Raw genomic sequence first — 19391 nt, 5'->3', positions numbered from 1 at the left:
ATGCGCTTCTAAAAAAGAAACTTATTTCGGATTTAAATTTCATGCACTTACTACTGTAGATGGATTTTTAACTGATTATGTTATAACTCCAGCAAACATAGATGATAGAAATGCGGTATGGGATTTATGCGATAAATATAGATCTATCTCTATAATCGGAGATAAAGGATATATTAACAAAAGGCTAACGCCTGAATTAAAAAGTGAAAGAGATATAGATTTACTATTCTTAAAAAGGGCAAATAGTAGAGATAACTATCCAAAAGAAGTAAGACAACTATTATTCAAAGTTAGAAGAAGGATAGAAACTAGTTTTTCTCAATTAACAGAACAATTAAATTTAAATAAGGTTAAAAGTAAATCGATGCTAGGATTTATAACTAGAACCTCAATAAAAGTTTTAGCTCATAATATTTCATTTCTAATAAATAAATTGATGAAAAATGATGATTCTATGGCTAAGATAAAAAGATTAGTATTTGGTTAATATTTACAAATACTAATCTTTATGGGATATTGTTTTTGAAAAAAATCAATTTACTTTATTTGGAAAATAATTTTAACTAGCACAACAGATTAATTATAATAATTTTATAATAGATATATCTAAAAATATAATAAATAAAGATTAATAACATTATAAAAAAGGAGTGCATATAATACACTCCTTTAATTATTTTAGTGTCCGCAACCAGAGCATCCTCCGCCACATCCACCTTGATCATTTTTCATACTTTCAGGAATTACTCTAAATCCGTATCCTGTATCTTCTATAACAATATCACCATGTTGTACATATTCGTTTTTATCCATTATAAATTGTAGCCCCTCTACTTCATAAGCTACATCACTATCCTTTTGCTCATCCAGAGCAATACCAAATGATGGACCGCCTCAGCCTATGCCTGCGAAATAAACTCTTATAGTTTGAGGTCTATCTTGATTGTCTTGTAAGATGTCTTTTAACGTCTTTACTGCTGATTCTGGTAAAGTTATCTTCATTGAAATCATATCCTTTCTTATTTTTTATGAATATACATAGTATATACCTNACTATGATATATTAAAAGTCTATTAGTTAATAATAGAAAGTAGAGAAATTTAAAAATAGTTAATATAAAACTTATGGAGGCCTTTAATGAGATTTTTTATAGATACAGCAAACATAGAAGAAATAAAAGAAGCTAATGAATTAGGAGTTATATGTGGAGTTACTACAAACCCATCTCTTATAGCTAAAGAAGGAAGAGACTTTATAGAAGTAGTAAAAGAAATAAGTACGATAGTTGATGGTCCTATAAGTGCAGAAGTAATAAGCTTAGACCATAAAGGAATGGTAGAAGAAGCAGATAAATTATCTAAAATACATAAAAACATAGTTATAAAGTTACCTATGACATTAGAAGGATTAAAAGCAACTAAAATATTATCTCAAAAGGGAATAAAAACAAATGTAACATTAATATTCTCAGCAACTCAAGCATTATTAGCTGCTAGAGCAGGAGCTACTTATGTAAGTCCATTTGTAGGAAGACTTGATGATATAGGTCAAGATGGCCTTTCATTAATAGAAGAAATAGTTGATATATTCAATGTTAATGCTATAGAAACAGAAATAATAGTTGCAAGTGTTAGAAACCCAATACATGTAGCACAAGCTGCTAGAATGGGAGCAGATATAGCTACAGTTCCATACAAAGTTATAACTCAAATGACTAAACATCCTTTAACAGATAAAGGAATAGAAAACTTCCTTAAAGACTGGGAAGGTGCATCATTAAAATTATAATATTAAAATACCTTGATTTTTATCAAGGTATTTTTTATGTCCTTTTTCTACAATAAATTGTTACACCGTTGTAACCAAGTTTACGAATTTGTAATCTAAGGTAACAAGTGTGTAACTGTTATTTAATAATATTTAGTGATAATATTAAATCATAGAAGAAATAATAAAAATAAATTACATAAATAATACTTAAGAGGACGTGATTTATATGAAAAAAGCAATTATAACATTATCATTAATATGTGCAGGACTATTAGCAACTAGTAATATAGGAGACCTAGTTTTTGCACAAGATACAACAAAGAATATAAATAAAACTAATAATGTAGAAGTACAAGTTATAAATAAATTAAATAAAGAAGAAGCTGAAGAATTGTTATCAATGTATAATCCTAATGTTAAATACATATACCAAGGAACAGAAAATGATTTTGTAGCATTAAAAGAAAAAGGTTTAGAAGGATATGTGTTTTTAATGGATGCAGATACAGATTTAGGAATGTTTGTAAATAAAGATGATGCTAAAATATACTACTTCCATCCAAGTGGATATCTTGAATTAGCAGAGTAAAAAAGAGAGATTTAATCTCTCTTTTTATTTTTGGGCAATGGATGTATCTGTAGCGTGAGCAAGTATATATCGTTGGCGAAATAAAAAATATCGACCACACGAGGCTTAAAATGTTTCGCCGACACGTCGCTCAAGCGAAGCCAAATTTTTTATAAATACTTTATTATGTTAAACTTTATGTATAATATCTAAAAAAGTGACTAGAATAACTTTAGAAAATAAAAAATTAGATATTGTAATTATGTTAAATTAGCATTATACTATTTAAATATATAATACTTTCTAGTTTTGCTGAGGGAGTAGTTTGCACGATAAGTGTTACTAGATCAACATAATGATTTTAAGTCTGGTCTAGTATTAAAAAACGAGACTCATGCATGTTTATTTAGCATGCATAAGTCTCGTTTTTTGCGTTTATAAAATAAGTTTTAGGAGGAAATGTATGAATTTTATAGCACTTATATTTACAGCATTTGCATTATCTATGGATGCATTTGCAGTGTCTATTACAAAAGGTATGACAATTAAAAATTTAAAAAAATCTACAGCATTAAAGATGGCTTTAGCATTTGGAGTATTTCAAGGGGCGATGCCACTTCTTGGATGGGCTTTAGGTATAAGCTTTGAAAGCTATATAAAATCTATAGACCATTGGATAGCATTTATATTACTTGGATTTATAGGATTTAATATGATAAAAGGCTTTTTTGATGATAGAAAAGAAGAAAATGCATCTGAACTAGAGTTTAGCGCTACAACTGATGTAGATGATTTATCTAACAAAGAGATAATAATGCTTGCAGTAGCTACTAGTATAGATGCTTTAGCAGTAGGGATAAGTTTTGCATTTTTAAATGTAAGTATAATACCAGCAGCTTCAATAATATGTATTATAACATTCTTAGTATGTGTTGTTGGAGTATTTGTAGGAAACAAAGTTGGAGATATATTCAACGGATATGCAGAATTAGTAGGAGGAATCATACTTATATTAATAGGATTTAATATATTTAATGAGCATACTCAAATACTAAGTAAAATATTCAATTCACTATTTTAAATATAAAACCTATGAATCTAGAAATCTATTCTAAATTCATAGGTTTTTATTTTTTACCAATTATATTTATAATAAAAGTTATTTTAAATTTAATTAATAGTACTAGTAACACACATTTAAACCTAAAATAAGTTTATTCATTATTTTTTATAGCAGCTCTCATTAAGAAAAATACAGGTGGAGTAGAAAATATAGGTGCTATTAAAGGTGCTATTATTTCATTTATACCAAGTATTTTAACTAAAAAAATTATAATTCCCATATTAAGAATATATTCAAAAATATAAACTAAAACTGATAAAGAAAATTTTTTAGTTGAATAGCTTTCACTTTTAAATGTAAACTTTGAATTTAAAAAGTAAGAAGCAATAATGCTAAGTATACTAGTTATGGTATAAGCTACAATATAATTAAATTTAAATACCATAAAAAGAGTAATATAAAAAATTTGAGATACTATAAAGTTACTAATACCTATAATATTAAATTTTATATATTCTTTAACTTTTCCTTTTAAAAATTTTAACTTATCTACCATAATAAAAATCTCCTCATTATAGACTTAAATATATTAAATATTATTTGGATAATATAGAATAATATTTAATAATATTTTACAGGAAAATATATTAATTTATATATTATATCAAAATTGATTTATTAATTTTAAAATATTACTAAATTATGGAAAAATTTGAAAAAAAAGAATAAAAAATGTATAATAAATGTATACTTTAATCGAAATATTTAGATTTTATTTAGGGGAATCTATTTTTATTAAAACTAATATATAAAATAAAATTTTATATAATTTTAATAAAAATAGATTGTGTAAAATAAAGATAGGGGAGAGGTTGTATATAAATGTACAATATAAAAGAAGTAAAAAAAGAGGCTACAAAAATACAAAATAATTTATCTACATTTATTATAATGTCTTTAACTTTAATAATAGGAATTTTATATATAAATAGATTATTTTGCATACTAAAAGTAGAAGAGTTACAGTATATGAATGTAATATCTTTTATAAGGTTATTTAATTTAGTTTTAGCAGGTCTTGCAATTGGCAGTTGTATAATGTGCTATAATAGCACAAAAAAAGAAGAACTTTTTATTATATCTCTTATGTATGTTGTATTTTTTATAGATATATCCCTTGGAAACTTAGATAATATGAATTTAACAAATTCAACTAAGTACATAGATGGATATATTACGATAAGTACATCATTACTTAGAATAAGTATATTAGTAATAAGTATTTCTTCATTTAATAAGATTAAAAACATAATAATGTCTAATAAGATTAGCTCTATATTAATAGTAGCTACAATAGCTTTCTTTATAGGGATATTAGAAAATAAAGGTTTGATTTTTACAAATAAAGAAAGTTACTTTATAAGGTACAATATATTTTTAATAATATTATATTTAGTGGTATCGACGACATATTTAGTAAAGAGTATAAGTCAAAGAGAATATATATACTCTGTCATAAGCTCTAGTATATTTTTATTTGGAGTGAAAGCTTGTTATGCAATAGTAGGAGCTATAAATCCAATGAGTGTTATAAAATTATCATCTATCTCAATAACATATATGGGATTTATTATACTTATAGGTGGTTTATTTTTAGAACTTATATTAAGTATAAAAAGAAATCAAGAGCTAGAGAATAAACTTAATATTTTTTATCAGATAGTAGATGAAAATAAGTATAGCTGTATAGTTATATACGATGAAAATGGAAAAATAAAATTTGCAAATAAAACCGTTAAAAACTTTATATTCCAAAATCCATGTGAAAAAGATAAAAAAGTTGAATCTGTTATAACTAAAAGAATGAAGGAAGTAGATAAAGATTTAATCTTTGAAATTAACAATTCTGTAAAAAAATATAAAGCATGGAAAGGCAATATATATATACCATCATTAGATATGACTTTAGAGTGTAGTATTCAAAATATTTATACTAGATCTGAAGAAAATAACTATGCAATTACATTCCAGGATATATCTTCAAAGCTAAGAACAGAAAGGTATTTAATAGAATATGAAAAAATAAAAAAGCATGAAGAAGTTAAAAATGAGTTTTTTGCCAATATATCACATGAATTAAGAACACCATTAAATATTTTTTACTCAACAGTTCAACTTTTAGACTTTAAAAGTAGTGATATGTCAGTTAACTTTAGAGAAATATATGAAAAACATAAACAGTGTTTAAATCTAAATTGTAAACGTATGTTAAGGCTTATAGACAACATAGTTGATATAACAAAAATAGATGTAGGATTTACTAAACCTAAATTTGTAAACTGTGATATTGTAAGAGTTATTGAAGATATAACACTTTCTGTAGTAAATTATGCAGAAAATAAAAATATAAATATAGTATTTGATACTGAAATTGAAGAACATATAATAAAATGTGATTCATCTATGATAGAACGAGCTATGCTTAATTTATTATCAAATGCTATAAAGTTTACAAAAGAAAATGGTAATATAGTCGTTAATTTATATAAAGATGAACAATGGGTACATATAATCGTAAAAGATGATGGTATAGGGATACCTATAGGTATACAAGGTATGATATTTGAAAGATTTGTTCAAGGAGATAAATCATTAACTAGATTAAATGAAGGTAGTGGAATAGGTCTTAGTATAGTAAAATCAATCGTTGAATTAAATAACGGTGAAATATACTTAGATAGTGATGGAGAAAATGGAACTGAATTTGAAATACTATTACCAAATGAAAAATTAGAAGGTGATAAGTATGAGTATAACTATGAGATAGATATAGACAAAATAGAATTAGAGTTTTCTGATATATATGAATTATATAGTTAACTTATTGTGCTAGTTAAATATTGTTACTTGAAAATACTATAGTTTAACAAGTTACATTTTGATAGCTAAAAACTTTATATAGTAATTTCAATATGTTTAATAAAATAACGAGTAGAACAATTAAATTACTTAAAGTATGAATATAAAAGATAAAATTGCATATTATAATATTAACAGGACTCACTAGATAAAAGCAAGGAAAAACCTTACCTTTTACTAGTATCTATTGGGAGTACTGTTGATGAGATATCAATAGATATCATATTAAATAACTAAGATATATTAAATATACCTCAATTTAATATATGGCGATTAGTATCTGATGTTAATTACCAATAGATAGCATATAAACTAATTGGTCAATAATAGTTATTTAATAAAAATCAAAAAGAGGCAAAGGCATAAGCTTTGGTAAAAGGCAATATACTTGATGGCTATAACCATTAAATATATTGTCTTTTATTTTTTTACGTAATAAGTAAATTATATCATAACTATACTTGTGTATAGCCTATGAATATAAGTAATATCAATAACTTTATAAACGTAAAAAATGACATTTTTGAGCAACGGATATATCCGTAGCGGTAGCAAGGCTATATCGTTGGCGAAATGAGCGAAGCGAATTTTTTATTTAAAATAAAATTACATAATACTTTGGTTTACTAACAACACATATTCTAGTAATATATAATATGACATTATAAATAAGTATTAACTAGTTTTAGGAGGAATAATAAGTTGTTAAAAAAGTTTTTTAACCGTTTTAAGAAAAAATCAGAGGAGAGTAAAGTTTTAGAAATTAAAGAAAACGTAATAAATAAAGATGAAAAAATAGTAGATACTTTAGATGAAATTTCAATAGAAAAAGAAGAATTAAAGCTTGAAAATGAAGAAAAAGAAATAAATATCATAGAAAGAGTTGACAATTTAGAGAAAATAATAAACAATGCGTCAGAAGCAGAAGCAGAAGCAGAAGCAGAAGCAGAAGCAGAAGCAGAAGCAGAAGCAGAAGCAGAAGCAGAAGCAGAAGCAGAAGCAGAAGCAGAAGCAGAAGCAGAAGAGCTTGATGATGAAGACAAACGATACATAATAGATGCAAAGATAAAAAGAGGAAGGTCAATAAAAGCAATTGATGTATACAATAATGAAGAGCAAATATTTGATACTCATAAGCAGGGTAGTAAAGTTTTAAAACTACCTATAGAATATATAGCAGAAAATTTAAGACATGGTCATACAGACTATCTAGGAGAAGCGATAAAATACTTAAGTAAAGAATTAAGATTAAGTGAATATAGTAATGATTATACAAATAATAATAAAAGTCCATTAGAAATATATAATGATTTAAATAATAAAATATTTACATTAAATATATCTGAGTCTAAAAGAGATGATATATTATCAAATAATAAGATAGACCCAATAAAAATGCATTATAAGTTTGAATGTTTAGATGAAGAGTATGATAGGTACTATATAAAATATAAATCAATAATTAAAAGGGGAGGAAAGAAGAAAATAGAATTATTAAATAGTAAAGGGGAAGTAATAGAAGTATTTAAGTCTTTAGATGATTGTTCTAAGTATTTGAATAAAAGCAAATCTGAAATAACTAGTATGCTAAAGTATAAAGAAAATAAAGTTGGAAGGTATGAAATAAGGTATAGTTTAAGAAACATTTAATTTCAGTTTAAATTCATAATAGCTTCAAGTTTTTTTCACACATATTAAATTAATATATTGTAATATAAAATTATATTTAACTTTTAGGAGGAAAAAATGTCGGAGGATAAAAAAATAATAAACGATAATGAAGAAATAAAAACAGAATCTACTACAAATGAAGAGTCAGTAAATAATGATGTAGTAATTGAAGCGGTAGCAGAAAATAATAACGGAGAAAGTGAAGAAATAGTACAGTCTGAGGAAGTGGCAGAGAAGGGGATTAAAACTAAAATTAAAAAATTAAAAAATGGTAAAAATACTAAATCTATAATTGCAATGGCTGTTATAGGATGTCTTTGTTTAGGAGTAGGATTTACATATGGAAAATCTGTAGGTAGAACTTTACCTGCAACGTCAAGAAAATATAGCGCTAATAAAGTTATAGCAACTGTTGGCGATACTAAAATAACAGGTGAACAACTTAGACAAAAAATGGAACCATTATTTTATATAAATGCAAAAACTAAAATGACTGATGAAGAAATAGATGTTTATGAAGCTAGTTTTATAGATTATATGACTACAACAGAAGTTTTATATTTAGAAGGTAAAGCAGAAGGAATAAAAGTTGAAAAAGAAGATATAGAAAATGAATACTCTACTTTAATGTCAAGTTTACAACAAACTTATAATATAACAGAAGACGAATTAATTAATAAGTGTAATATAACTAAAGAAGATATAGAAAAAGAATTAGAAAAAGAATTAATCGCCGTTGAGTATATAGGACAAGCATCAGAAGTAACTGAAAAAGAAGCTGAAAACTATTATAATAAAAATAAGGACGAGTTTTTAAGGGTTAGAGCATCTCATATATTAATTAGCAATAGAGATGCTGAAGGTAATGATGTAAGCGATGAACAAAAGAAAAAGAATAAGGAAAAAGCTGAAGAAATATTAAAACAAGCTAAAGAAGGAGTAGATTTTGCTCAATTAGCTAAAGAATATTCTCAAGACGGTAGTAGTGAAAATGGTGGAGATTTAGATTTCTTTAGCAAAGGTCAAATGGTAGAACCTTTTGAAAAAGCTGCATTTTCATTAAAAAACGGAGAAATATATCCAGAGATAGTAGAAACTGATTATGGATATCACATAATTAAAAAGACAGATGAAAAGTATGACGACTTTGACACTATAAAGGAAGAGTTAGTATATACTTTAGGATATGAAAAACAAAGTAATATATTAGATAATTTAATTAAAAAATATAATGTAGAAGTTAAATAGATATAAAATATCTCAAAGTATTAAATTTTATTAGTACTTTGAGATATTTTTTAATTATTAATTTAAGTAGTAAAAAATTATATAAGATATAAACTAAAAAATAAAAATTTATAGTTTATATTTAGAGGCTACTTCAAGTACCTTTTCAGTATTGTTAGTAGCAAATTCAAAGAAATCTCCTTCTGTAATCTTAGCTAATTCATGTAAAAACTCTGGTATATCAGTAGCTTTAAGGTCACCTATAGATGTACCAAGTCTTGATTTACCAACCTCAAAGTTACCACATATATATATTTCAAATACATCCGTAGGTGTACCATCTATATTTTTCATTTTTCCAGTTAATCCAATACTGCCTATTTGATGAACTCCACAAGAGTTAGGACAACCTGATATATATAATCTTGGGAGCTTATGCATAGTTTCTTTATCTACATTTTCCCTGAAGTAGTCTATTATAGTATTTAGCATTTTTTGACTGTTTTGTATACCCATTTGACAGATAGGAACACCTATGCAACAAATACTTTCTTCTAGACTTGAATTTCCACTTATTTTTTTACTTACTTCTAATATTTTTTCAGCTTCTTTACCATTTAAATTTAATATATACATTCCTTCAGTCATACCTATTCTTATCATAGGATTTTTTATTTTATCTAACTCATAAAGTAAAGCTTTTAAATCCTTAAGATATAATTGACCTCCAACTGGATGAATGTAAACTGTGTATAGACCTTTTTGCTTTTGTTTTCTTATTCTATGGTCACATATATCTACTTCAATATCTTCTTTTGAATAGTCTATAGGTTCTGGAGTTAAATTAAGTCCTCCTTTTTCCTTTTCTTTTAAAGAATACTCTTTGAATTTTTCTATAAAAGCTTCTTCACCAAGTTCATCAACAATATATCTTACTCTAGCTTTGTTTTTATTTTCGTAATTACCATAATCTATAAATAATTTAGTTAAGCCTTCTACATAATACAGAGCATCTTTAGCTTCTATAGGTTCATCTAGTTTTAATCCTACTTTAGGGTTTTTACCTAGACCACCACCCACATATACATTAAAGTAAGGTTTGTTATCTTTAAGAGTTGCAATAAACCCTAAGTCTTGAACTGTACAGTGAGCATCATCATTATTGCTACTAGAATATGAAACCTTTAGTTTTCTAGGTAGATGGTAAGTTGTTATTTTACTTATAAAATGCTTATCAGTTGCAACAGCATATGGTGTAACGTCGAAAGCCTCATCAGGATCAACACCTGATAATGGAGATAATCCTACGTTTCTAGGAAAGTTACCTCCGCCTCCTCTAGTAAAGATATCCTTATGTATACCTTCTTCCATTATACTGCATATTTGATCTACAGTAAGTTCATGTAATTGAATTGCTTGTCTAGTTGTTAAATGTATTTTTTCTAATTTATTTTCATAGGACATATTATATATAGTATGAAGTTGAGATTTTGAAATTACACCACATGAAGTTCTAAGTCTTATCATAAAAGACTTTTTATCTCTTTGAGCATATACACCATAACCACCTGAGAATCCTTTATACTCAGGCTTAGATATTTCTCCATTTAAGAACTTAAGAGACTTTTCTCTAAAGTTAGGTAATTCACTCAATAATATTTCCTTTAAATTATTCATTTAATCACCTCACGATTATTTATACTAATTTAGTATTTACAAAATAATGTATAAATATATATAAATCTATTTAAGATGAGTATTTAAATAAGGTATAAAAATATAAATTTATGGTTTATAATTGAATTAGAAAAAATTGTTGAAAGATAAGTATTCTTTTTTAAAGGATAATATGATAAATATAATAAATATATTAATTAAGTCGTTGATAGTTAAAAAAGTTTATATAGTAATTTCAATATGCTTATAAAAATAACTAGAACAATAGATTCATTAGAGCATTATATTCCTAAAGGAAGGGTTTATATGAAAAGTGTAAAGAATATAAATTATAAAGTAATAACAATAATGATAATAATTATTATACCAATACTGTTAATAGCACAATATTATTTATTTAAATTTGGAGTTATTACGCCTATGGTAAAAGGTATAGAAATTGAGATGGAAGATGGTGATTATGTTAAAGATATTGATAAGTTTGTTATGAAACTAAATGATACAGTAACATTATCTACTGGAGAGTACGTAATTATACCATCTTATGCGAAAAATCCACATATCTATTTTAAGATTTTAGATAATTCTAATATACTAAGTATAAATGGAAATGAAGTTACAGCAAATCAAGAAGGTACGGCATCAATAGGCGTGATGAAGAACTCAAGGATATTGAAAAAAGTAAATATTAAGGTTGTAAATCCAAAGGTTGAGAGCTTAACGGCTACATTAGACAATGATATAAAGTATGTAGGTGAATCAGCTAAAATAAATAGTGAAGTACAAGTAGATTATGATAAGTTCAAAGAAAAACAATTAGTCACATATGAAAGTAGTGATGAAAATATCCTGAAGATTGAAGGTAATGTTGTTGAAGCTGTAGGTGTAGGTAAGGCTAGTTTATATATAAAAGCTGGAGATAAGGAAACCGTGTTTGACTATAATATCCAAGCTAAAATAGCAAAGATAAGTATACCTAGTACTATTAAAATAGCACAAAACGAAACAAAAAAATTAAATCCGAAGATTATAACTGAACCTAAGGGCTTAAAACATGGAAAAATTAAATATGAGCTAGTTGATAGAAAAGTTACAATAGATTATGCAATTAGTCTTAGTAAGGATGGAACTATAACAGGATCAAAAGAAGGAACTGAGAAAGTAAGGATAACTTGTGGAGACAAGCAAAAAATAGTAACCATAAAAGTAGAAAAAGAATCTATAATTGATAAAATCATTAAAAATATAATGGTAAATTATGAAATTATTAATGGGAAATTATCAATAGATATCTCATGGGATTATATAAAAGATATAAATAATTATGAAATATTCCTAAAAAATAATTCTCTAGGAGATTTAGACTATAAGCTTTTCAAATCTTTAAAATTAGATAAAAGTAAAATATCTAGTAATAGGGTAAATACTAAGATAGAAGTAGATTTATTTGAAGGTGAAATTCCAAGTTTGAGTTTATATGTTGTGGGCAAAAATAATAATATAAGTACTAAACCAAGCAATATAGTAAATATATTACCAAAATTAGAAAACATAGAAGAGGAAGTAATTGAAAATTTAGTTGAAAAAATTGATGATGAAAATAATATAGTAACTCTTACATGGGATAAGCTTAACATTAAAGATGTAACATATAGTGTTTATGTAAAAGATAATAAAAATGGTGAAAATGGATTTACATTATATGAAAATAGTTTACAAGAGAATTATATAAGTATACCTATAAAAGAAGATTTTAATATAGATGTTTATGTAATAGGAAGTAAAGATGGAAAATTCTCTAAACAAAGTAACATAATAAATGTAAAAATATAGAAGCAAAAGGAGATTGGTGAGATTACTAATCTCCTTTTGTCAATATAAAAATAAATTAAATGATGAATCTCAAGTAATGTTGTGCTACAATTTACTTATATGGAGGTTTGACAATAAGTACTTGGCTTATGAATTTTATACGGGGGGAATAGAACGTGGATAAATATAAAAATATATTATTTGAAAATCCTCGTCCTTTTATTATTGCACAATTAGAAAATGATAGATTAATTATAAATGAGACTAATATTAGCCATGAAAAGAACATAGATATTAATCTTGGAGATATAAAAGAGAATAGGGAGATAAAAGGATTAGTTAAAAGCACCTTAGAAAAAAACGCAGATAATATAACTATTAATAATATAAAGAATAAATTTAATTTAAAAAGTAAGAAAATTTCGAAGAATGAAGTTATAGTATGGTTTGATATAGAGGATAATCTATATGATTTATCTAAGGCAAATTTTTTGTCTAATTTGACACATGAATTTAAGACACCTTTAAACCTTATATTTAGCTCTGTACAATTATTAAATAAAAAAATAGAATGCAATAAAGAATTTTCATATGATGATATGGAAAAATACTTAAAAATAATAAATCAAAATTCATACAGAATATTAAAGCTTGTTAATAATATATCGGATGATAATAGAATTGACTTAGGTCATAGTAATTATAGTCCTACAAATGCTAATATAATATATTTTATAGAAGATATATGTGAATCTATAGAACCATTTGTTAAGTCTAATAATATGAATATAGTTTTTGACACAGATATAGAAGAACTTATTATTTCATTTGATATGGAAAAAATGGAAAGAATAATATTAAATTTAATATCAAATGCAGTTAAGTTCAGAAAAGAAAACAAAGGAAAAATTATAATATCAATAACTCATAATGATGAATTTGTAAATATACGTGTTAAAGATAATGGAATAGGAATATCTAAAAATAATATAGATAAAATATTTGGAAAATATGTAAGATTAAATGACGAGAGAAGTATAATAAAAGAAGGTACAGGAATTGGACTATCTTTGGTTAAATCACTTGTAAAATTACACGATGGTGAAGTAACTGTAGATAGTGAAATAGGAAAATGGACGGAATTTAATATAAAAATACCTAATAGAACCTCTATAAAAGAATCAATTGATACATATGAGAAAGATTTAGATAGAGTAGAAAAAATAAGAATAGAGTTTTCTGATATATATGCCTAGGCGATTAGAATAAACATATATAAATAAACATATATATTTATATATTCTAATATCAAAGGGGCGATAAGATTGAAAAGACGATATGAAAGAATAAGTAAAATATGTAAAGACTTATCAGAAGAAGCATTTAAATCTTATGCTGGAAAAAGAGATTATAAGAGAGCTTTAGAAATTTATAGTTTACTTGCAACAAGTGATTGCGTTCCAAGTGACATATCTAATTTTTCAAAAAATATGTTAGGAAGATTAAATAAGAAGATAGAAGAAAATACTTAAGAAGTTTGAATGAAAGTAGCCAATAAAGATAAATTTTAATATTGATTATTTATAAATATAGCTTAGACTAAAGTATGTGTTTTAGTCTAAGCTATATTATTAATTATTTTACTAATTCCAAATATCCGCTTGGATGGAAGAAGTATATATTTGAAGTTTGTTTATCAACAAAATATCCTATGTCAGTATCTACATCTGGTAAAAAAACATATCCTTGAAGATTTTTAGATTTTAGATACTCAAATTCATTTGCATCTCCTTGATATATATAATCAACCTTATCATTATATTTTATAAGAAGTTCTTTAGCTTGTTCTAAAGTTAACTCAGTTTGTTGATGTATTTTATTAGTATCATTTGCATATGTTAGTTTTTCAATTGGATTTATGAAGAATAAAGAGCTACATAAAATACATAAAACCATAATTAATTTTTTCATATAATCACCAACTTTTATAATTTAGTATATATATATATTTTATTAACATTAATAAAAATATATATACTATAGGTATTTATATTTTTGAAAAACTTATGCCATAGAAAATAATAAATATTAAAAAGGAACAAACTCAAGTAATAAAAAACTATATATTAAAAGAGGTTGTTCCTTATAATTTAATTATTTAATATCTTTATATTTATATTCTACAAATTTAACTATATACATTTTTATAACACCTATTGCAGGAACAGATAGAATCATACCTGGAATTCCAAAAAATCCTCCACCTACAGTAACAGCTAATATAGTTAAAAATGGGCTAAGGCCTAGCTGACCACCAACGATTTTAGGTTCTATAACTGCAACTTCTATTTGTTGAACTAGCAACAAATATATAAGAGATAAAATCGCTATAGTTGGATCGTAAAATAAGTTTATTAAAACAACTGGAGTCATTCCAATAACGGGACCAAAATAAGGAATTAGGTTCATAAATCCTATTAGTATCCCAAAAAGTAATGCATACTGAGATTTTATAAAATAAAGTCCAATCCCAGATAAAACACCTACTATAAATGAATCAAGTATTTTACCTGAAAAGTATTTACCTATATTAGAGTTTAAAGTAGAACACACTTCTAAAGTAAAGTCACCGTATTTTTTACCAAACATAACATAGATAGTTTTTTTAGTAAATAATAGAAAATCTTCTTTTTCAAGAAGTATATAAAAGCATATTATAAAGGCTAACACAAATTGAACTATAAACTTACCAACTGAAAATGTAGTATTAAATATTTGACCTAAGTATCCTGCAAATAAAGTACTTAATTTAGGAAGTGCTGCCACGATATTATCTCCTATATCCTTTAAAGTGTTAGGATCTACATTTTTTAAACTTTTCCCTAAATCTATTAAAAATACTTGTGTTTTATCTATATATATAGGTATTTGATTTACTATATCAATTATACTATTTATAATAACTGGTGCAGTAAAAACTATAGATGAAACTAATAATATTATTAATATACCATATGTAAATAGAAGTGATTGTATCCTTTTGAATCTTAGTTTTTTTTCTAAAAAGACTACTATAGGATTAAATATATAAGCTAAAATAAAAGCTATTACAAATGGTGTTAAAAGTGATAAAAGTAAATTGACTACATTAAAGAAGTATTGATAGTTATCAATAAATTTAATTAATATATATGATACAACTACAGTCAGCACTATATTTAAGTAAAACTTTTTTTCTTTCAAAAATAACACATCCTTTAAAGATAAATTTTAGAATTTAACTAACATATGTATTATACAATAAAAATATTATTAATACATATATATATAGTAAAATATTTTTACTATACTATAGGAGGTGAAACATGTGGACTATGAAGTAATAGTTAAATATAATGGAGATATAACATTTTTGGAACATGAATTAGGTGTATCTGTAGAGCTTCTGGGATATAATTATGCAATCATAACAGCAGATACTCCACAAAAGGTTGATAACTTATTAAATTATACTCAGATAGAATATGTAGAAAAACCATTCATATTAGAAACACAAGATACTCAAAGCTTCTCTAGTACAGGAATAACATCATTTAAAGAACGTACAAAATTAACGGGTAAAGGAACATTACTAGGTCTTATAGACTCTGGAATAGATTACAATATACCTATATTCAAAGATAAAGATGGCAAATCTAAAATACTTTACTATTGGGACCAATCTATTGACGGAAATCCACCAGATGGGTTTAAAGAAGGAACATTATATACTAATGAAGATATAAATAAAGCTATAAATGGAGAAATGGAAGTTCCTATATCATCAACTAGTACTCATGGAACTCATACAGCAGGTATTGCTTGTGGGGTAGCAAATGAAGCAGATATGATAGTTGTAAGGGTAGGAAGAAGACAAACAGATACTTTCTCTAAAAGTACTGAATTTATGAGAGCTATAAAATTTGTTTTAGATAGAGCTTTAGAACTACAAAGACCAATTGCTATAAATATAAGCTACGGAAGTAATGAAGGGTCTCATAGAGGGGAATCTTTATTTGAACAATATATAGATCAAATGTGTTCGTTTTGGAAAAATAATATAGTTGTTGCAGCTGGTAATAATGCAACAAAAGCAGGACACAAAAGAATTAATATAAAAAATGATGAAAATGAAGATACCTTAGTTGAAATAGAGGTAGGTCAAAATGAAAAAATAATTAATATAAATATATGGCCATCATTTGTAGATGATTTTAATATATATTTAGTTAGCCCAACAGGTAAAAGTACTCAGCCTATATCACAAGATTCAGGCCTAGTAAAAAATATTATTGGAAATACTAGGATAAATGGAGTTTTTTATCCTATAGCACCATATTCGTTAAGTAGAAGAATAACTATTGAGCTAAAATCAGATACTGAAATAATTCCAGGAATATGGACACTATTATTCACTCCTATTAAGTTAGTAGATGGGAATATAGATATATATTTGCCAACATCAGAAGGGATAACAGTAGATACAAGGTTTTTAGAACCGAGTAAGGTTCTTACAGTAACTGTTCCGGGTACTGCTAGCAAAGTTATAACTGTTGGGAGCTTCAATTCTAGAACAGATGTGGTTTCTACGTTCTCAGGAGAAGGTGATGTAGATGGTGGAATAATTAAACCAGACTTATTAGCTCCTGGAGAAGAGATAGTTTCATATTTACCTGGTGGATCAACAGGAGCACTTACAGGAACTAGTATGGCAACTCCGCATGTAACGGGAGTCTGTTCTTTATTAATGCAGTGGGGAATTGTAGAAGGAAACGACTTATTTTTATATTCTCAAAAAGTCAAATCAGTGCTTATAGAATATGCAAGAAGAAATCCACAATACACTTATCCAAATAATTCTAGAGGGTATGGATTTTTAGATTTGTCTAAATTAAATTTATTGAGCATATCTCAAAATAACCAAGACTATGGACTTTATCGAAGCAAGAAAAAAATAAAAAAAAAGAAAAATTTAAGGCAAGAAAATCTTATTCCAATAATAGGGGTATCATTTGAGAATCAACAGTTTGAAGAAGATTTAAAAAATTTAAATATAACTTATAGGTTAGAAAGAATTTCTGATAATTTTGCAATTTTATATATTTCACCTAGTGATATGCAAGCTGTAGGAAGTATAGTGAGTATATTATCAGCTCAGAAGATAGAGCCTATTATTAGGTTAGCTTCTCTTTCTCAAATAAGCCAGGGAACAACTGGTGGTGTTGTTGGAAATGAAATTATAGGAGCAAATTTCTTTAAAGAAAATCCTAATATAAATGTTACTGGAAGAGGTGTGATTATTGGTATTGCTGATTCTGGAATAGACTATTTGCATCCAGACTTTATATATCCAGATGGAACTTCAAAAATTCTTTACTTATGGGATCAAACCAAAGATGGCAAACCACCAAAAGGATATTATATTGGCACTGAATATACTAATGAAGATATTAATAAGGCCATAAGAGAAAAAGATGCTACATTATCTGTAGATGAAGAAGGTAGCGGAACAATGTTAAGTGGAATATGTGCAGGACTTGGAAATATAAATCCTGATTATGCAGGAGTTGCAAATGAAGCATCATTAATTGTAATTAAATTAAAAAAGTATGATGGTAATTATATAAATGCTTCATTATCTGTAGCAGCAGAATATGCAGCAAAAAAAGCATTAGAGCTTAATATGCCTATAGTATTTAACACATCATATGGAAGTAATGAATTAGTTGCAATGACTGCATTAACTTTAAGAGATGCAGTATTTTTTGAACGAGGTATTTGTATAGTTTCGGGAGTAGGAAATGAAGGAAATACACAAACCCATACATCAGGAGTTGTACAATTTAATGGCGGTGAAGAATATATAGAATTAGAATTATCAGAGGATGACCCAGATGTAGAAATTCAAATATGGATGGACAGACCAGATAGAGTAAATTGTGAAGTGATATCTCCAACTGGAGAAACTAGTAAGTTATTACAAGTATCTTCCTATTCTTTCTTAACTGGATTATATGATTTTGAGCAAACTGAATACCTTCTAGTAACTAACTATCCAACAACTTTTTCAGGTCAACAGCAAATCATTATAAATTTAAAGAATGTTAAAAAAGGTATATGGAAGATTAAACTTATAGGCGTTGATATAAACAGTGGAATATATAATGCATATCTAGCAAACAGAGTATTCTTGAAACCAGGAACTAGATTTAGGGAAAGTAACCCAGAAAAAACTATAAACTACCCTGCAACATATGAAGATGTTATTAGTGTAGGTGCATATGATACTATAAATGGTACTATATGGCCAACTTCATCTAGAGGGCCAACTATCGATTATATACCAGCGCCTGATATAGTAGCTCCTGGAGTAAATATAATAGCACCTTACCCAGGTGAAAAGTATGCAAGAATAAGTGGTACAGCACCAGCTGCTGCATATGTAACAGGCTCGCTTGCTTTATTTCTTCAGTATGTTTTAGTTGAAAATAGATATCCTAAAAAAGCTTTTACTCAGTCAATGGTAACTTATCTAAAAGCTGGAGCAACAAGGTTTGATAATACATCTTATCCTAATAGTGCTTTAGGATATGGGTTATTAAATATAAGGGGTTCATTTGAACAATTAAAATAGAGGTGATACA

The 19391-nt window shown here is 26.3% G+C and carries 16 protein-coding genes; 11 read left to right on the top strand and 5 right to left on the bottom strand.

The window, feature by feature from the left end:
• On the top strand, window positions 1-487 hold a 487-nt coding region (locus BN7997_RS15470; RefSeq protein ID WP_143023243.1), incomplete at its 5' end, for an IS982 family transposase.
• 191 nt (window positions 488-678) lie between these two features.
• Here BN7997_RS15470 and BN7997_RS16250 read toward each other — a convergent pair.
• Window positions 679-813 carry a hypothetical protein gene (locus BN7997_RS16250; RefSeq protein ID WP_278335255.1) on the bottom strand — a complete coding sequence of 45 codons (135 nt, stop codon included), beginning with the start codon at window positions 811-813 and terminating at the stop codon, window positions 679-681.
• A gap of 325 nt (window positions 814-1138) precedes the next feature.
• Between BN7997_RS16250 and fsa the strand changes: the two genes are divergently transcribed.
• From fsa to BN7997_RS12515, 3 genes are all read left to right on the top strand, one after another.
• Entirely contained in the window at window positions 1139-1789 is a 651-nt protein-coding gene (gene fsa / locus BN7997_RS12525) for a fructose-6-phosphate aldolase (RefSeq protein WP_071121090.1), read from the top strand.
• Window positions 1790-1997: 208 nt separating this feature from the next.
• Complete coding sequence (locus tag BN7997_RS12520) at window positions 1998-2360, top strand: hypothetical protein (RefSeq protein WP_071121089.1); 363 nt, start codon at window positions 1998-2000, stop codon at window positions 2358-2360.
• Window positions 2361-2802: 442 nt separating this feature from the next.
• Entirely contained in the window at window positions 2803-3420 is a 618-nt protein-coding gene (locus BN7997_RS12515) for a manganese efflux pump MntP (RefSeq protein ID WP_071121088.1), read from the top strand.
• Window positions 3421-3553: 133 nt separating this feature from the next.
• Here the strand turns inward: BN7997_RS12515 and BN7997_RS12510 are convergent, their stop codons facing one another.
• Window positions 3554-3958, bottom strand: a complete 405-nt coding sequence (locus BN7997_RS12510) for a GtrA family protein (RefSeq protein ID WP_071121087.1) — start codon at window positions 3956-3958, stop codon at window positions 3554-3556.
• A gap of 326 nt (window positions 3959-4284) precedes the next feature.
• On the opposite strand from BN7997_RS12510, the gene BN7997_RS12505 reads away from it, so the two are divergent.
• The 3 genes from BN7997_RS12505 (at window position 4285) to BN7997_RS15465 (ending at window position 9240) form a co-directional block, all read left to right on the top strand.
• A complete protein-coding gene (locus BN7997_RS12505; RefSeq protein ID WP_071121086.1) occupies window positions 4285-6282 on the top strand; it encodes a sensor histidine kinase in 1998 nt (665 codons plus the stop codon).
• Window positions 6283-7023: 741 nt separating this feature from the next.
• Window positions 7024-7971: a hypothetical protein gene (locus BN7997_RS15320; RefSeq protein ID WP_071121085.1), complete on the top strand. Its 948-nt coding sequence runs from the start codon at window positions 7024-7026 to the stop codon at window positions 7969-7971.
• A gap of 96 nt (window positions 7972-8067) precedes the next feature.
• Window positions 8068-9240 carry a peptidylprolyl isomerase gene (locus tag BN7997_RS15465; RefSeq protein ID WP_071121084.1) on the top strand — a complete coding sequence of 391 codons (1173 nt, stop codon included), beginning with the start codon at window positions 8068-8070 and terminating at the stop codon, window positions 9238-9240.
• A 108-nt stretch (window positions 9241-9348) separates the two neighbouring features.
• Here BN7997_RS15465 and BN7997_RS12490 read toward each other — a convergent pair whose 3' ends face one another.
• Window positions 9349-10896: a nitrite/sulfite reductase gene (locus tag BN7997_RS12490; RefSeq protein ID WP_071121083.1), complete on the bottom strand. Its 1548-nt coding sequence runs from the start codon at window positions 10894-10896 to the stop codon at window positions 9349-9351.
• A gap of 306 nt (window positions 10897-11202) precedes the next feature.
• Here BN7997_RS12490 and BN7997_RS12485 point away from each other — a divergent pair, with 306 nt between their 5' ends.
• The 3 genes from BN7997_RS12485 (at window position 11203) to BN7997_RS12475 (ending at window position 14240) form a co-directional block, all read left to right on the top strand.
• On the top strand, window positions 11203-12729 hold the full coding sequence (locus BN7997_RS12485; protein ID WP_071121082.1) for a hypothetical protein: 1527 nt from the start codon (window positions 11203-11205) through the stop codon (window positions 12727-12729).
• Window positions 12730-12884: 155 nt separating this feature from the next.
• A complete protein-coding gene (locus BN7997_RS12480; protein WP_083335113.1) occupies window positions 12885-13964 on the top strand; it encodes a sensor histidine kinase in 1080 nt (359 codons plus the stop codon).
• Window positions 13965-14033: 69 nt separating this feature from the next.
• On the top strand, window positions 14034-14240 hold the full coding sequence (locus BN7997_RS12475) for a hypothetical protein (RefSeq protein WP_071121081.1): 207 nt from the start codon (window positions 14034-14036) through the stop codon (window positions 14238-14240).
• Between the two features lie 103 nt (window positions 14241-14343).
• Here BN7997_RS12475 and BN7997_RS12470 read toward each other — a convergent pair whose 3' ends face one another.
• Both BN7997_RS12470 and BN7997_RS12465 read right to left on the bottom strand, forming a co-directional pair.
• A complete protein-coding gene (locus BN7997_RS12470; RefSeq protein WP_071121080.1) occupies window positions 14344-14679 on the bottom strand; it encodes a hypothetical protein in 336 nt (111 codons plus the stop codon).
• Between the two features lie 183 nt (window positions 14680-14862).
• Window positions 14863-15951: an AI-2E family transporter gene (locus tag BN7997_RS12465; RefSeq protein ID WP_071121079.1), complete on the bottom strand. Its 1089-nt coding sequence runs from the start codon at window positions 15949-15951 to the stop codon at window positions 14863-14865.
• A 124-nt stretch (window positions 15952-16075) separates the two neighbouring features.
• Here BN7997_RS12465 and cspBA point away from each other — a divergent pair, with 124 nt between their 5' ends.
• On the top strand, window positions 16076-19381 hold the full coding sequence (gene cspBA, locus BN7997_RS12460; protein WP_242873421.1) for a bifunctional germination protease/germinant receptor pseudoprotease CspBA: 3306 nt from the start codon (window positions 16076-16078) through the stop codon (window positions 19379-19381).
• Window positions 19382-19391: the final 10 nt, after the last annotated feature.

The organism is Romboutsia timonensis, assembly GCF_900106845.1.
GTDB classification, from domain to species: domain Bacteria; phylum Bacillota; class Clostridia; order Peptostreptococcales; family Peptostreptococcaceae; genus Romboutsia; species Romboutsia timonensis.
Note: the sequence above shows the minus strand (reverse complement) of the source record. Positions and strands in the feature narration are given on the sequence as shown.

What these genes read in the sequence shown, in the direction of transcription:
- BN7997_RS12510 (WP_071121087.1), bottom strand. Translation starts at nt 3,958, where the DNA reads ATGGTAGATAAGTTAAAATTTTTAAAAGGAAAAGTTAAAGAATATATA.
- BN7997_RS12485 (WP_071121082.1), top strand. Translation starts at nt 11,203, where the DNA reads ATGAAAAGTGTAAAGAATATAAATTATAAAGTAATAACAATAATGATA.
- BN7997_RS15465 (WP_071121084.1), top strand. Translation starts at nt 8,068, where the DNA reads ATGTCGGAGGATAAAAAAATAATAAACGATAATGAAGAAATAAAAACA.
- BN7997_RS12470 (WP_071121080.1), bottom strand. Translation starts at nt 14,679, where the DNA reads ATGAAAAAATTAATTATGGTTTTATGTATTTTATGTAGCTCTTTATTC.
- BN7997_RS12520 (WP_071121089.1), top strand. Translation starts at nt 1,998, where the DNA reads ATGAAAAAAGCAATTATAACATTATCATTAATATGTGCAGGACTATTA.
- BN7997_RS12505 (WP_071121086.1), top strand. Translation starts at nt 4,285, where the DNA reads ATGTACAATATAAAAGAAGTAAAAAAAGAGGCTACAAAAATACAAAAT.
- BN7997_RS16250 (WP_278335255.1), bottom strand. Translation starts at nt 813, where the DNA reads ATGGATAAAAACGAATATGTACAACATGGTGATATTGTTATAGAAGAT.
- BN7997_RS12515 (WP_071121088.1), top strand. Translation starts at nt 2,803, where the DNA reads ATGAATTTTATAGCACTTATATTTACAGCATTTGCATTATCTATGGAT.
- BN7997_RS12490 (WP_071121083.1), bottom strand. Translation starts at nt 10,896, where the DNA reads ATGAATAATTTAAAGGAAATATTATTGAGTGAATTACCTAACTTTAGA.
- fsa (WP_071121090.1), top strand. Translation starts at nt 1,139, where the DNA reads ATGAGATTTTTTATAGATACAGCAAACATAGAAGAAATAAAAGAAGCT.